Annotated in this window: 11 protein-coding genes; 4 read left to right on the top strand and 7 right to left on the bottom strand. The window is 59.2% G+C overall.

Annotated features, from left to right (window positions below):
* Positions 1-190: 190 nt before the first annotated feature.
* The 7 genes from ACPOL_RS12125 to ACPOL_RS12105 form a co-directional block, all read right to left on the bottom strand.
* Entirely contained in the window at positions 191-1,504 is a 1,314-nt protein-coding gene (locus ACPOL_RS12125) for an NAD(P)/FAD-dependent oxidoreductase (protein ID WP_114207297.1), read from the bottom strand.
* Between the two features lie 96 nt (positions 1,505-1,600).
* Entirely contained in the window at positions 1,601-2,212 is a 612-nt protein-coding gene (locus ACPOL_RS12120) for a DinB family protein (protein WP_114207296.1), read from the bottom strand.
* Positions 2,213-2,265: 53 nt separating this feature from the next.
* Positions 2,266-2,850, bottom strand: coding sequence for a carboxymuconolactone decarboxylase family protein (locus tag ACPOL_RS12115; RefSeq protein ID WP_236657428.1), 585 nt, complete (start codon positions 2,848-2,850; stop codon positions 2,266-2,268).
* 182 nt (positions 2,851-3,032) lie between these two features.
* Positions 3,033-3,155 carry a hypothetical protein gene (locus tag ACPOL_RS35475; protein WP_275066514.1) on the bottom strand — a complete coding sequence of 41 codons (123 nt, stop codon included), beginning with the start codon at positions 3,153-3,155 and terminating at the stop codon, positions 3,033-3,035.
* 90 nt (positions 3,156-3,245) lie between these two features.
* Entirely contained in the window at positions 3,246-4,457 is a 1,212-nt protein-coding gene (locus tag ACPOL_RS12110) for a GxGYxYP domain-containing protein (protein ID WP_114207294.1), read from the bottom strand.
* A complete protein-coding gene (locus tag ACPOL_RS33130; protein WP_150132974.1) occupies positions 4,399-4,695 on the bottom strand; it encodes a hypothetical protein in 297 nt (98 codons plus the stop codon). Before ACPOL_RS33130 ends, ACPOL_RS12110 begins: the two co-directional genes overlap by 59 nt.
* Positions 4,692-5,261 carry a GxGYxYP domain-containing protein gene (locus tag ACPOL_RS12105; RefSeq protein WP_114207293.1) on the bottom strand — a complete coding sequence of 190 codons (570 nt, stop codon included), beginning with the start codon at positions 5,259-5,261 and terminating at the stop codon, positions 4,692-4,694. The genes ACPOL_RS33130 and ACPOL_RS12105 overlap by 4 nt, the downstream gene beginning before the upstream one ends.
* A gap of 207 nt (positions 5,262-5,468) precedes the next feature.
* On the opposite strand from ACPOL_RS12105, the gene ACPOL_RS12100 reads away from it, so the two are divergent.
* From ACPOL_RS12100 to ACPOL_RS12090, 4 genes are all read left to right on the top strand, one after another.
* Complete coding sequence (locus tag ACPOL_RS12100) at positions 5,469-6,515, top strand: LacI family DNA-binding transcriptional regulator (protein ID WP_114207292.1); 1,047 nt, start codon at positions 5,469-5,471, stop codon at positions 6,513-6,515.
* Between the two features lie 301 nt (positions 6,516-6,816).
* Positions 6,817-7,065: a peptidase associated/transthyretin-like domain-containing protein gene (locus tag ACPOL_RS34700; RefSeq protein ID WP_236657427.1), complete on the top strand. Its 249-nt coding sequence runs from the start codon at positions 6,817-6,819 to the stop codon at positions 7,063-7,065.
* Positions 7,041-10,574, top strand: coding sequence for a TonB-dependent receptor (locus tag ACPOL_RS12095; protein ID WP_236657426.1), 3,534 nt, complete (start codon positions 7,041-7,043; stop codon positions 10,572-10,574). Before ACPOL_RS34700 ends, ACPOL_RS12095 begins: the two co-directional genes overlap by 25 nt.
* Before the next feature lie 254 nt (positions 10,575-10,828).
* Positions 10,829-15,235, top strand: coding sequence for an alpha-mannosidase (locus ACPOL_RS12090; protein WP_236657425.1), 4,407 nt, complete (start codon positions 10,829-10,831; stop codon positions 15,233-15,235).
* Positions 15,236-15,267: the final 32 nt, after the last annotated feature.

Raw genomic sequence — 15,267 nt, 5'->3', positions numbered from 1 at the left:
TATGAGGGATGCGAACGGAAGCCACCACATCCCTGGGAAGGATGTCTGAGTAATACCTAAGATGGAGAGAGCCTATGGGGTTATGGTGGCTGTTCGGGGGAGACGGCTTGTATTTCTCTAAAGCGGACGCCAGTCGCCTAAAAGTAAGAGCAGAACAGAAAACGATCAAGTGATTGCCGTGAAAGGCGCTCTATGGCGCGGTCGCCGCCGCCGGAGGTGACTGAGTCCGTTTGCAAAACCAGTGAAAGGCGTCGAGGGAATACCTTAGCGTTGCCAGCAACAGGCGAAGCAGGGTCGTCTTTATCAATCCCTGCGGCCGCAATCGAGAGTAGACAACGTTCATGCTCCAGGCAGGAATAGTGTAGAGGTCCCCGGCGTTGAAGGCGCCGATGCGGTTCCTGATCGGCCAATCGTAGAGCACATTCTCAATGCCGCTATTGAAGAATCTTGCAAGGCTCAAGACCCGCTGGCTGTACATTGCCGCAGCCAGACGCGGAAGTCTCTCCCTGTTTCGATTCTGGATGATCAGGCTTGATGCCTCAGCTCCGTGCCTCAAAGCAGCCGTCACTCCATTAGAGGTCATCGGATCGACCATGGCCGCAGCCTCGCCCGCAACCAGCCAGTTGGGGCCAGCAACCTTGGCGAAGACACGGCAGCGAAAGGATGTTGTTCGAGGCTGATCTTTGCCCGTTTCGTGCAGGAAACCCTGCAGGTCGGGGAATCGTTGCAGTTGCGCCGCAAAGATCTCTCCTACGCTCAGTCCCTGTTGCCGTTTCTCTTTCACCGCCTCCCCTGTAGTGACGTAGCCGACACTGATGATAGTTGGGTGAATTGGTATCTGCCAGACCCATTCCATATATGGGGGCCCAGCACCATCGGCGTGAAGTGTGGTTCCTTCAATAGACTCTGGGACTGTGAAGTAATCCCACATTGCCACCTTATGCGGGCCGTACTCATACACGGGCAAGTTAAATGTTCGGGGGAATAAACCAGCGCTGGAGCCCGATGCGTCGATAAACCACTTCGAGGTGATGCGCTCACCTTGAGCGGTGACCACTGCTTTAATTACTCTGCCGGTGGTCTCCACATGCGCCACCCTGTCGTTGATCAGAGTAATGCCCTTGCCGATGAAGATCTCACGAAGAGCCTGGTTCAGCTCGCTGCGATCAACATGCAAGGTGCGCAGATTCACGTTATAGGGTGGTTTTCCTAACCACTCGCCAGGAACATAGTGCCGCTCCAAACCGTTCCTGAGTTTCAAAATGACGTGCCGCTTATAAGTGGCGATGCCTTGATCGAGCAAATACTCCGTTGGCAGTCCGAGAGCTTTCAGCAGATCGGGGGCTGACCAATCCAACGACTCGCCGACAGGGTCCTTGTCGAGGGGATCGGCCTCGATGCAGAGAACCCTCAAGCCGGCATTCGCTAAATGGATCGAAGCCGACATGCCAGCGAGGCCGCCACCGATAACAGTTACGTCGAAATTATCCTTCTTGTCTTGCACAAGCGTTCTTATCAATTTCTAAGGTTGAGTTAACCCTCATTACGCATGGTAATACGCTGTAAAGTACACCCGATATCTAATTAAGAGGCGTTAGGCCTAGGGACGCCGCGCATCTGTAAGCAGGGCCCTTCGGACGTTGCTAGCCTGGCAGATATGCCGCCGAGAGTGTGCATTGAATGCAGAGAAGAACTCCAGCAGGTTCACGCGAAAGTAGCTCGCGACCGGAGAGGTGAATCGCCAAGCGGTCAGGTCTAAGCCGTTCGCTTCCTCGATGCGCTCTCTAAGGGCGGCCTGCGAGCTCAGAAAGTGGTCCAACTCTGATCCAGCGGAACTTAGCAATCGTGGCTGTAGTGGCTTTGGAGCTCGCATTTTGATCACGGGCCGCGCATCCATTCGCCAGACGATGAGGCGACCTAAGGGGCTCAGTGCGAATGGTCCCTCACTACGCAGCCCCATAGTCCTGCTTGCCTCCAGGGCACAATCTACGACGGGTAAAAAGACCTCGGTAGTTGCACGGAGATGCGAGAGATTTTCGACGACGGACCATTTTCCCGGCCGAGGTCTCCAAGTGAGTTCTTCTTCAGTCAGCCCAGTGCAAAGCTGCTTTGCCTCGAGATCCACCGCTAACGACGCTTCTGACAGCTCAGCTGTCTTTGCCAGCGGAACGCGGTCTGTGAAGTCGAGATACCTGCCGGTCGCACCGAGCATCTTGCTCTCCCAACACTGAACTTGCGAGTTGCAAGTTCGACTCTCAGCCTGTTTCAGCGAGACGCCTTTGCTATAGCGGTTTCAGTCACAGCGGAGTATCCCCGTGCCACGATCTGCGCCGCATTGGCGCGGTAAATATTCATCTCGGTCGGCGCCCAGGTGTTGAGACCGTCGACATAGCGGTTGCACATGCAAAAGACAGCCGCAATCAGGACGGTATCGTGAATCTCGAGATCGGTGGCGCCCTCAGCTCGCGCGGCTGCGACATCGTCTTCTATCACCTGTTTACCGCCGATCTGGACTTTCCCGGCGATGTTTAGGAGAGCTTTCATCTTGGGGCTGATGTCGGCGTTGATCCAGTCTGTTTTGACCGTCTGCACCAATTGTTCATCATGGCCGAGTTGCGCTGCGGCGACTGCGCCGTGAATGGTCTGGCAGAAGAAGCAATCGTTGCGCCAGGAAACATGAGTGGCGATGAGCTCGCGTTCCCCCGGAGTGAGGGTACTTTCCCCTCGCAGCAGGATATTAACCAGGTCATTGATAGGAGCAGCGGTTTCCGGACGAAAGGTCATCGGCCCGACGATACCAGGAAATTCCCGGCCCAACTGCTCGGCAATTGGCAAAGTGATGTAAGCCACGGGGAGTGCCTCCAGGAATTCGCGAACTCGGCAAAGCATTTCAACCAGCGATATTTAACAACGCCGCGAGTCCGCGAGAGAATATTAACTCCCTATCAACCAGGACGCGTCCTCCAAAAGGTGGAGATGATGATCCATCCGCCGGACCTTGTCGGAATCGACGTCGGTTGTGGATGATCCGTTCAATCGATGCCCCCATCTGAAACAAGAATGACGATCGCTATTTCCGAGGACGCCTGGCCCTGGCTGCTGTCGAGCGTCCAGTCGCCGGACTTCCTTTTGGTCGAGAGCGCTGACGCCGACATGGAGACCCTTCCTCGCCTCCTCAACTTTCGGTGTGATATCTCGGATACTCTGAGGCCGCCGCCGCTCTTGACAGCTTGAGCGGCGGCATCTCAGTGTTGCGATTTAGAGAGGGCGGCTCTCGTCAGTCGAAAGAACACATCCAATCGCACGACTTCAAACTGCGGTCCGAGTGAATTGACCAGCGTTTGCGCATCCGCTGGCATCATGTTCCACGATTCGAGTCCCGCGGCCACGAAGAGAGGCGCTGTTCCGCTCCAATTCTCCGCAATCGCCGTCAGCGCCGGAACTCCACTCGATGTATCGTTAACGCCCAGCAGTGTCGCCACCGGCAGATCGTCGATCAGGCTTACCTGGCTTGAAGTCTCGTAGTTATACACGATTCCCTCCAGCCCTGGAATATTCGACTTATAGAGATCCACCAGGCCAGTTGTTAGAGCGAGATCGGTGCTGTTATCTCGGTTATAGGCAAACAAGGTCCGCATGCCGGCGCGTCGCATGTATTCGCCGGTGCGTTTCATGTATCCGGGCAGAGTCGAGTTAGGCCACATGGCAGGATAGGTGTACCCGGCCCCCGACGGCCCCGCTACCAGAAGATCGTTTGGCGTCTGCGTCTCCTGATAATAGGAAAGCATCGACGGCGCGATGTCCCGCAGCAGCACGCTGATGCTCCAGCCAAGCGGCACCTGACCGCGGGTGGGATCGTCCCACATCTGCCGCATGCGATGCTGGTCGTATTGGATGTTATCGCCTTCCACCATGATAAGGGCGAGATAAATCTTGCTCTGGAGCTGCGGAACGATCGCCGGAGGCTGGGTGCGGCGGATCGGGGCCCGCACGCCGCTAAAAGCTGTGGCGTTGTAAAAAACGTCGGCCGCCACAACGTAGGCGGAATTCTGCGCACATAGTGTGACGCCGGGCATCTCGTCGCCGTTCGGGAACCAACCAAGGTAAGCAGTGTCTGGATCGAATATGTTTAGGATCTTCGCGAACAGGGCCGCTTCCTCGGTTACATTGGGATCGAGCCAGAACACCGGCGCCGAGTTCGCCACAATGTAATCGCGAAAGAGTGGATTCACCACTTGGTAGCTTGGGGCGGTGTTGGTCGCGGTCAGGAGATACTGGTTCCACATGAGGGTCGAAAGCGTGAGTTGCTTGGTACCGGCGGGCGGCGTGAACTTGTAAATAAAATAGTTTGTGCCATCCGCGAAGCGCCATCCGGATGCTAGCTGCGAACCGTCCGCGTCAAAGAGGAAAGGTCTCCGCCGGGGTGCCTGGCTGGAAGGACGCGATCGCATTTCCATCCGCTGTCACCGTCACCTGCGAGACCGAAGGCCCCCAGCCCGTATTCGAGTAAGCATCCTGGTATCTCACATAGACGGAAGGACCGCCGCTAAGGAACGGAGAGAGGTCCACGGTATACGTGGTTTTGTTCGACGCGTCGGTAACCGGGGCTGTAACTTCGAGCAGAGTGGTCCATGGTAGGTTAGCCACCTGCTGAGTAGTCGACGGGCTAATCGCCGTGGCCATCCGTCTGGTCACTTTGGCCACACCTCGCTCAGCGCGTAGTTGTATACGGCAAATTTGTCCGCGAAGCGGCTGCGGAGGTCCTCAATTACCGGCAGGTTGTGGGCGGCCGCAAGCTCCGCGGTTGCGATCACCGCCCTGCACATACCGGCCAATGTCGTCGCCAGGTTGATGGTGTCTGGAACGTTTGGGTCAAAGACGATCGCGCCTTTCACTTCGTCGCGATACCTTTCGAACAGCGACCATGGATCCTTGGAGATCGTCGAGCTTACGCGGATAGTTTTGAGCCACTCGAGGTTGGTGGGATCCGTGCCCCAGTAAAAATACAGTCGGGGCCGACGGCGGTTAACAATCCCTTGGAGAGAAACCAGCAACCCTTGCTGGTCGCCGTCGAGCGCGGTTAGATCGGCGGCATCCAAGTGAACAGCCTCCGGAAAAATCGGCAGCGCCTGATTCGGCGGCCAATAGAGGCCGTGATCCGAAGTGTAATCGTCGGGTTGCGCTAAAGCCGGAACCCGCAACGCGCTTGCTCCAGTGGCGGCGCCGCTCAGTGTCAGGAAGGTCCTGCGGGAGATAGACATAGAATTCCTCTGCGATAGGAAGCGTTTTTCTCTGCCGCCCTGGGCCGAGAAGCGGAAGTCCGCGAAGCGGTTCGCGGACGCGAATGGTAACGATTCCACTCGCGCCCAAAAACTATCCGCTCGTCCGTTCTCTTGTCAAGCCCGGGTCTGCCACTCTTGATCGGGCGCCATCGAGTAAGATGGTCTCGATCCTGCCCCGACTTCAAAATGACAAAGAAAAGCAAGCATCCTACGCTTAGCGAAGTGGCAAAGAAGGCCGGTGTCGGAACAACCACTGTCTCCCGAGTCATCAACGGAGGCGAGCGAGTGGATCCGAAGACGTTGGCGCGGGTTCGCCGCGTCATCGCAAACCTGGGCTACCATCCGAACGAAGCGGCTCGGGTCTTAAAGGGAGCGCGGACCCGGACCATCGGTTTTGTGGTCCCCAGCATCGCCGATCCGTTTTTTTCCAGCTGCGCGGAGGCGGCTCAGGCGATCGCACGCGCCAATGATTCCCTGCTGATCGTAATCACAACGCAGAACGATCCCCAAGCCGAGTTGGAGGGTGTGAATGTGCTCACGCGCCGCCGCGCGGACGGGTTCATCATTGCGCCTGCGGACTCGAAGAGCAAGACCTTGCGCGATCTCCTCCAGAGCCTCTCTATGCCCATCGTCGCCATGGATCGTCCGATCGCCGACTCAACAATTCCATCAGTGGTGGCGGATAATTTCGCCGGGGCGCGGCACGCCACCGAACACCTCATCCAACATGGCTACAAACGCATCGTTTGCCTGACCGGGGAGGCAAGCCTCTACACCATTCACGAGCGGATCCGCGGCTACCGGAATGCAATGCGATCCTCCGGCCTCGACTGTATGCTCGACACCTCGACCCTCGACTATCCGTCCGCGCACCGCGCCGTCAAGCGCCTCATGGCAGCGCCCGAGCCGCCCGACGCGATCTTTACGCTCAAGAACAGCGCCACCATCCATACATTCGAGGCGCTGCAGGAACTCAACATCCTGGTCCCGGACCAGGTGGCTCTCCTGGGCTATGACGATTTCTCTTTGGCGGGCACCGTGCGTCCTTCCATTACGGTCGTCCAGCAACCCATCAAGGAGTTCGGGCGGGTCGCTGCCGAGCTCCTATTTGAGCGACTGCTCCGTCCTCACGGCTCGGACCAAGATGTCTCGCCTCCCTCTCCGCATCAGGTCCAGCTGAAAACCTGTCTGATCCGGCGCCGCTCGTGCGGCTGTTCGTCATCGATGGGCTGAGTTCCCTCAGGCAAATGAAGTTCTACGAGCACCCGCGCGCTCGTAGCGAAAGTAATGTCGGCCATTCTTCCGGAGATCGAAGATCCGGGCGGAAGGTTCGCGCCTCGGCAAGAGGTCCCAAAAAAGACGACTCCCCGAAAAGTTCTTGACACGGAATAAATGTCCGGAGGAGAATCCGTTTCTGCAATGGAATCCTTACCATGCGGTCATGGAATGGATTCCATGGATAGAAATCCCGGGGGAGAGATGCTCCGGAGCAAAGACAACAACTGCCCGCCAACAAACAATTTTGGAGGTCCAAATGCACCGTCATATCAGCTCGGGAATGAAAGGGGCGTTGCTGCTCGCGCTCATGTTCGCTGTTTTCCAGATCCACGCGCAGGAGTTCCGCGCGGTCCTCACCGGGCAAGTCTCCGACCCCTCCGGGGCGCTCATTCAGAACGCCACCATCGCCGCCGTCAACGTGAATCGGGGACCTCCTACACCGCCAAATCGAGCAGCAAAGGCGACTACTACATCCCGTACGTGCTTCCCGGCACTTACACCGTGACCGCGACCGCCGCCGGCTTCAAGACCACCGTCCAGGACAAGGTCCTCCTGTTGGCCGCCCAGACGTTCACACAGAACTTCAAGCTGGAGGTCGGTTCTCTCAGCCAGCGGGTCGAGGTGACAACCGCGCCGGCGGAGTTGGAGACTTCCACCGCGTCAGGCAGCACCGTGCTCGATCAGCGCGAACTGGAAGGCGTGCCACTGAACGGCGGCCAGTCCTACATGCTGATTGGCACCACTCCGGGGAGCCAGTTCACCACCACCGGGTTTGGACCGGCTGGAAATTCAGGCACTCGCGGGTGGGATGTCACGAATTCCTACACGATCGGCGGAGGCATCGTCGGAAACAACCAGTTCACCCTGAACGGAGTCAACATCACCAGCCAGACCGGCTATGGCAACCACAGCCCAGGAGAATGGACGGTCTCTCCCAACATCGACAGCATCGAGGAAGTGAACGTGATGACTTCGACATACGACGCCCGTTTTGGAAGGACGAGCGGCGGCACAGTCAACATCGTCAGCAAGGCCGGCGGCGACCAATATCATGGCACCGCGAGGTACGCCTACGAAGGTGGTTTCATGAACGCGAACAACTTCCAAAACAACCTTAGCGGCACGCCGCGCCAGGGAGAGGTTCAGAACCAATTCTGGATCACCGCCGGCGGCCCGATCATTAAGAACAAGCTCTTCTTCTTCTTCGGCTTCGAAGGCTACCGGCAATCTATCGGGAGTACGCTTCTGACCAACGTACCTCCAGCCTTCCTGCGTCCTGGGTACAACGGGAATCCTGGGGTCGATTTCAGCCTCGTCCAAACGATGGACCCCGCCGAGTTTCCGACCGGACTTCCCATCTATCAGCCTGGAACAGCCTATTGTCTGGATGGCGGGCCAGTCACCGCGTGCAACAGCAATCATGTGGCGCAGCTGCCCTTCGCGAACAATGCGATTCCCGGCGCCCAGATCAACCCCACGGCTGCCGCCGTCCTGAAGTTTATTCCGCTGCCTAATATTCCTGGGACGCAGAATCTGGTGAAGGGCAACAATTATCTCGGGCACAACCCCGATCTCTACGACTACAACCAGCCGCAGATTCGGGTCGACTATAACTTGACCGAGAAGACCAAGCTCTACAGCTACTTCCTGTACTGGCATGGAACGGAATTCCGCAGCAACAACGGTCTGAGCGGAGTCGCGGCCAACGGGAACATCAATTGGATCCATCAGAACTGGGTCGCATCGCAGGATGTCACCCATGTCTTCTCGCCGAGCCTCCTGGGCGACTTCAAAATATCGTTCGACCGCTTCCTGGAGGCTTCGCCGGATGGCGATCTATCCCAGCAAAGCGACCCGAGCACCCTTGGGCTGTCGTTGCCGCTTCCCCCCACGACAACATCGAGATTCCTGCCTGAATTCAACGTCGGCGACAATTGGGGTACCGGCCTCGTCGGCGATCGGACCGTCTTCGGAAACGTATCCAACCTGGATATCACCAACAACTTCACGCTCGATGCGGATCTCACCAAGACAGCGGGAGCGCACACCCTCGAATTCGGGGGCGAGATCGACGAATTTCAGTACGGCAATCCAGGCAACGTCGGACATGCGAATGGCACCTTCGGCTTCGGTTCAGGATTCACGCAATACAATCCACAGAACAAGAACTGCTATCCCGCCACGGCCGCCTCGGGCAACAATAATACCTGCACGTCGAACGCGCCCAACGGTTCCGCCCTCGCTTCGCTGTATTTAGGCGTCCCTTCTCAACCCGAGAATACGAACGTGGGTCCTGGCAATATCGACTGGAACCGGACGGTCATGGAGGGCCAGCCGGTATGGGCGGTCTACTTCCAGGACAACTGGCGCGTGAACCCTCGCCTGACACTGAACCTGGGCATCCGCTACGATGTTCAGCGCGGACTCAGGGACCGTTTCAACGGTCTCAATCGCGGCCTTTGCCTCACCTGTGTGAACCCGATAAGCAACAATGCGACTTATCAGGCCAATGTCGCAAACGGCTCCAATCAGTCCGCCTGGACGGCAGCCGGCATCAGTCCGGCTTCGCTCGACCAGGTTTTGGGCGGCGTATTGTTCACCGGGGTCGATGGCCAATCGCGCGACGCCTACAACACCGATTGGTCGAACGTCGGGCCAAGACTCGGCTTCGCCTTTGTGGTTGACCCGAAGACCGTGGTCCGCGGCGGATGGGGCCTCATGTACTCCTATGGCCTGGAGGGCGGTTCCAACATCGGCTCGTATCAGTCGACGAATTACACTACCTCGACGGACGGAGGAAACACGCCGACGGGCAATTTCCAGTCGGGTTCGCCGTTTGCCAGCGGCCTGCTCGCTCCGACGGGAAACACCCTCGGACTGGAGACCGATCTCGGCAATGGCGGCGTTCAATCCGACTTCCCCGACCGCAAGATTCCAATGGAGCAGATTCTATCCCTGGGTTTCCAGCGCGAACTGCCCGGCGGCATCGTGCTCGACGCGCGGTACGCCGGCAATTTCACCAGCCGGCTTCGCACCTTTCTGTGGATCAACGGGACTGCAAGCCTGGCTCAGATCAAGGCGGCAATCGCCAATCCCCAGGTCTTCAATCAGCAGGTGCCTAACCCCTATTACGGCGTTGCTGGCATGTCCGGGCCGGGGCAGTGTGGCACATCGACCACTGTCCAGGCAGTCGCGTTGATCTTGCCGTTATCCCAATATTGCTCCCCGGGCAGCAGAGGCCTGGTTGGGCAGTATAACGCGCCGCTCGGACGCAACTGGTATGACGCCCTGGAAGTAAAGCTGAATCGCCGGGTCACCGGCGGCGCCGGCCGCGGGTTGAGCTTGCAGGTCGCGTACACTTACTCCAAAACCATCAATGGCGACGGATACCAGAATGGCTGGCCTTACCAGGACCCCTTCCAACAGCACTGGATCGCGGGAACTGACCGCACCCATGTCTTGTCCGCCACCAGCGTCTATGACCTGCCATTCGGAAAAGGCCGAATGTTCGTCGCCAATCCCGATAGGGCGGTCGGCTACCTCATCAACGGCTGGACGCTCAGCGGCGTCTTCAATGCGCAGAGCGGAACGCCGGTGAGCGTCAACACCGGCTACTACTACACCTGCCCCGGCACCAGCTATCGTCCGGCGGGCGGGACGTCTGTCGGCAACGGCCGCTGGTTCTCCGGCAACACAAGTTGCTGGACAGGCATTCCGACTTACGGCCTGGCTAACCTGGAGGGGAAGACCGCGCAAGTCCGCAATCCAACCATCCCCACCCTCGATCTCTCCCTGGAAAAGAACACGCCGATCACCGAGAGGGTGACCTTCGGTCTTCGGCTAGATGCATTCAACTCGCTGAACTCGGTGCTCTTCGGCGGCCCTGACACCAATCCCGGCGACGGGCCTGCCACTTTCAGCCCAACCTCTGGATGGAGCGGCTTCGGAGCGGTCGGCGCGCAACAGCAGAACTTTCCGAGAGTTCTACAGATCGGCGGCAAGATCTCGTTCTAACAAAATCGCATAGTGCAAAGTCTTTCGCGCGCCGGCCGATCCGGCGCGCGGGAGTTCCACACACCGATCCCAGCTATGTTCCTGTTTCACTAATGGAGACGCCTCGCATGAACTGGTTCAGCCGCACATCCGCCGCCCGTATTCTCCCAGTGCTCCTGGCGTGCATCCTCGCGCAAACATAGTTTCTCTCATCGAGCCGGTCGTACAAGTATCTCCCGCGACTTACAGCCGGGAACTAGAAGGAGACACCTGAAGTGACGCAACAATTTCGCAAGCGTTTGATCTCGGCGCTGTTGGCGACCGCGGCCATGACTGCCGCCGCTGCGCCCCAGTCCTCTGAAACACCGGACCTGAGCCGGCAACCTACGCTCTACGCCGTCGGCTACGCGCACCTCGACACCGAGTGGCGCTGGGAATACCCGCAGGTGATCGATGAATATCTGCGCAAGACGATGGAAGACAACTTCCGTCTGCTGGACAAATATCCTCACTATGTTTTCAATTTCAGCGGGGCCAACCGCTATCGCCTCATGAAGGAGTATTTTCCCGAAGATTTTGCGCGAATGAAGCAGTATATCGCTGCAAATCGATGGTTCCCCGCCGGCTCTTCGATGGAAGAGGGGGACGTGAACGCGCCCAGCGCCGAGGCAATCATCCGCCAGGTGCTCTACGGCAACGATTGGTTTCGCGCCGAGTTCGGCAAGGCCAGTGAGGAGTACATGCTGCCCGACTGCTTCGGATTTCCCGCCTCGCTGCCGACCATCCTCGCGCACTCCGGCGTCAAAGCCTTTTCGACCCAGAAGCTGGTATGGGGATCTTCGGCGAACGCGGGAGGCCAGCAGTCGATCGAGAAGACCCCCGAGGGAACCCCTTTCAATGTCGGCGTGTGGGTCGGCCCCGACGGCCAGAGCGTACTTGCCGCGCTGAATCCCGGCGCTTATAGCGGCAGCATCACTACCGACCTCAGCAAGCCGCTCGCCCCGCTGCCTCCGAACCCCGCGGCCGCCGACCTCGAAAAACGGCTGGGCGAAGCGCAGCAGAAGCTGGAGAAGTCCGATAGCGAGACTCACGCCTACGATCCCAAGCTGCTCCAGGAGTTTCTCGCTCTGCGCGACGAACAGTCCGCGCTGGCGGCGGCGCGGCGCGGTCAGAACGAACAACGCTATCAGGGCGACTGGGCCCAGCGCGTCCTGAACAACGGCAAGGCCACGGGATTATTCGCCGATTACCACTACTACGGCACCGGCGACATCGGCGGAGCTCCGGACGAGGAGTCGGTCAAACGCCTCGAAGCGATCGTTACCAGGGGCAGCGTGGCTATTCCCCCCGTCGATGCATTCGTCATTCGCGGAGAGAAGCACCCTGAGTGGCCGTCGGTCCAGGTAGGAGAGGGGCCGGTGCATGTGATCTCCGCTACCGCAGACCAGATGTTCCGGGACATTACTCCCTCCGAGACCGCCGCGCTTCCGCGTTACACCGGAGAGATGGAGCTTACCAACCACTCCGCCGGCTCGTTGACCTCCCAGGCCTACCAGAAACGCTGGATCAGGCAAGAAGAATTGCTCGCCGATGCCGCCGAGAAATCGTCGATTGCCGCTTCCTGGCTAGGCGCCCGTTCTTATCCGATGGAGCGCCTCAACGCTGCCTGGACACTCGCCATGGGCGCGCACTTCCACGATTTAGCCGCGGGCACCGCGACCCCGAGGGCCTATGAGTTCGCATGGAACGACGACGTGATCGCCATGAACCAGTTCTCCGACGTGCTCAAGAGTGCGACCCAGGGAGTCGCTGCCAGCCTGGACACGCAAGGCGACGGAGCGGCGGTGGTGGTCTTCAATCCCCTGAACATCGCGCGGCAGGATGTGGTCGAGGCCGACGTGGACTTCCCCGGCGGCCTGCCCAAAGCGGTTCGGGTGACGGACGCGGAAGGCAAGCTGGTCGAGTCGCAATTGGCTGGTGGCAAGGTCGTCTTCGTGGCGAGTGCGCCTTCCGTCGGATATGCCGTCTACCATGTCGCGCCAGCAACCGACGCTCCCGCCGCCTCCAAGCTGCGGGTGACGAACACCGAACTGGAGAATGAGTATTATCTTGTCAAGTTGAACGAAGAGGGAGACGTCGCCAGCATCGTTGCCAAGCAGATCGGCGACAAGCAAGGGGGGCGCGAACTTCTTTCCGCCCCCGCGCGGCTCGCCATCTCCTATGACAACCCCAAATTGTGGCCGGCCTGGAACATGGACTGGGACCAGGAGCAGGCTGCTCCCAAGGCTTACGTCTCCGGACCGGCAAAAATTCGTATCGTAGAGAATGGCCCAGTCCGTGTCGCTCTCGAAGTCACACGCGAGACGGCGGGCTCGCGCTTCGTTCAGACAATTCGGTTGTCGGCCGGCGATGCGGGCAAGCGCGTCGAGTTCGGCAATGTCATCGACTGGAATACCAGGGAATCGAATCTAAAGGCGACCTTCCCGCTGACGGCATCGAATGAAATGGCCACCTACAACTGGGACATCGGGACCATCCAACGTCCCACCGCCCAGCCGAAGAAGTTCGAGATACCGTCGCATCAGTGGGTCGATCTTACTGACATGAGCGGCCTCTTTGGCGCCACGATCCTCACCGACGACAAGAATGGATCGGACAAGCCGAACGATCGTACCATCCGGCTCACTCTGCTTCGCACCCCCGGCATTGCCGGTGGATACGCGGACCAGAGCACCCAGGACATCGGCCACCACGAATTCACCTACGGCATCGCGGGCCACGCCGCGGGATGGCGCGAAGGACAGACCGACTGGCAGGCGCTACGCCTGAACGCGCCTCTGATCGCGTTCCAGACAGCGAACCATGCCGGACCGCTGGGCCGCAGCTTTTCGCTCGTGAAGGTGAGCAATCCCCGGATTCGCATCATGGCGGTGAAGAAGGCGGAGAAAAGCGACGAAGTGGTCGTTCGGCTGGTGGAGCTTGACGGCAAACCGCAGTCCGATGTTCGCGTCTCCTTCGCTGCCCCCATCGCCACCGCGCGCGAGGTGAATGGCCAGGAGCAGCCCCTGGGTCCGGCCCAGTTGGACTCCGGAACGCTGGTGACTTCCTTTGCCGCCTATCAACCGCGGGCCTTCGCGCTGAAGTTGGCTTCTCCGGCAAGCGCAGCTGGAGCGGTGCGTTCCGCGCCTGTGGCCCTGAAATACGATCTCGCCGCCGCCAGCAACGACAGCGATCGCTCGACGGCCGGCTTCGATGGCAAAGGCAACGCCCTGCCGGCGGAGATGCTGCCCGCCAAAATCGCCTTCAACGATGTCACCTTCGCCCTGGGCCAAGCTAAGACAGGAACGCCTGATGCAATCGCGGCCAAGGGACAAACGATCGATCTCCCGCCAGGCGACTACAACCGGGTTTACTTCCTGGCCGCGTCAGCCGATGGCGACCGGAAGGCCACCTTTGAAGCCGGCGGCAATAAGCAGCAATTCGAGGTGGAAGACTGGGGCGGCTTCATTGGGCAGTGGGACGATCGCTCCTGGAGTTCAGGAGACACCTCGCAGGACAACTACGGCGAGATGATCGGCCTCAAGCGCGGCTTCATCAAGCGCGCGGACCTGGCTTGGTATTGCAGCCACCACCATGATGCTTCAGGAAAGAATGTCTCCTACGCTTACTCCTATCTTTACGGCTACGGGATGGATCTTCCCTCAGGAGCGAAGACTCTAAAGCTGCCGAACGACCCGAAAATTCGCCTAATGGCCATCTCCGTCGCCAATGAAAACCCAGGAGTGAAACCCGCTCAGCCGCTCTACGACGTCCTGCCCTCACCCAACGCCGGGGCTCCCGACTTTACCATCTCCGCCGCGCCAAGGATATCGGTCTCCCAAGGCAGGAGCGCGACAACAGGCGTGCTGCTCATGCCCAGAGGCAGCTTCAACGGGACGGTGAAATTCTCCGCCTCGGGAGTTCCCGACGGAGTTACGGCAACCTTCAACCGGGACAGCGCCACGGGGGCCAACGTTATGACGCTCACCGCGAGCCGTGCCGCCGCTCCAGCAACAGCTGAGGTCACCATAGCAGGAACCTCGGGGAACTTGTCGCATCGCGTCGCGATCGAGGTTGCCGTAACTCCCATCCTGTCTGGAACAGTGCCGGTGGATCTCTCTTCGGCTTTTAACGTGACGGGCATCTATAAGGACGGCTCGAAGTTCGATGCCACATCCAGCCTCGATGGAGGAGGATATTCTCTCTCGGCGGAGGCGCTCGGCGCGGATCCGGTGGGAGACGAGGTCGTCTTCAAGCTTGGTCCAGCCAACGCGCCCGACGCTGTCTCGGGTAAGACTATAGAGTTGCCGCCCGGAAATTTCTCCAGCCTCAAGGTACTCGGCATCGGCGTGGAAGGGAGCCAGGAAATGCAATCCTTCGCCGTCAACTACACCGATGGCTCCTCATCCTCGTTCACGCAGAGCCTGAGCGATTGGGCCGGCGGCGGCGATCTCCCCGGCGAATCGATCGCCGCGCGGATGCCTTACCGGCTCGCGGGAGATGGTTCGAAGGACGGGAATCCGTTCAATCTCTGTGCCTATTCATTTGCTCTCGACGCCGCAAAGACAGTGCGCAGCCTCACTTTGCCCAGCAATCGAAACGTGCTGGTGTTCGCAGTCACTCTCGTCCCGGCAGCCAGGTGAAGTCCAGAAGAAACGATCGTAATCCTAGTGAG

The organism is Acidisarcina polymorpha, assembly GCF_003330725.1.
Classification (GTDB): Bacteria; Acidobacteriota; Terriglobia; order Terriglobales; family Acidobacteriaceae; genus Acidisarcina; species Acidisarcina polymorpha.
Note: the sequence above shows the minus strand (reverse complement) of the source record. Positions and strands in the feature narration are given on the sequence as shown.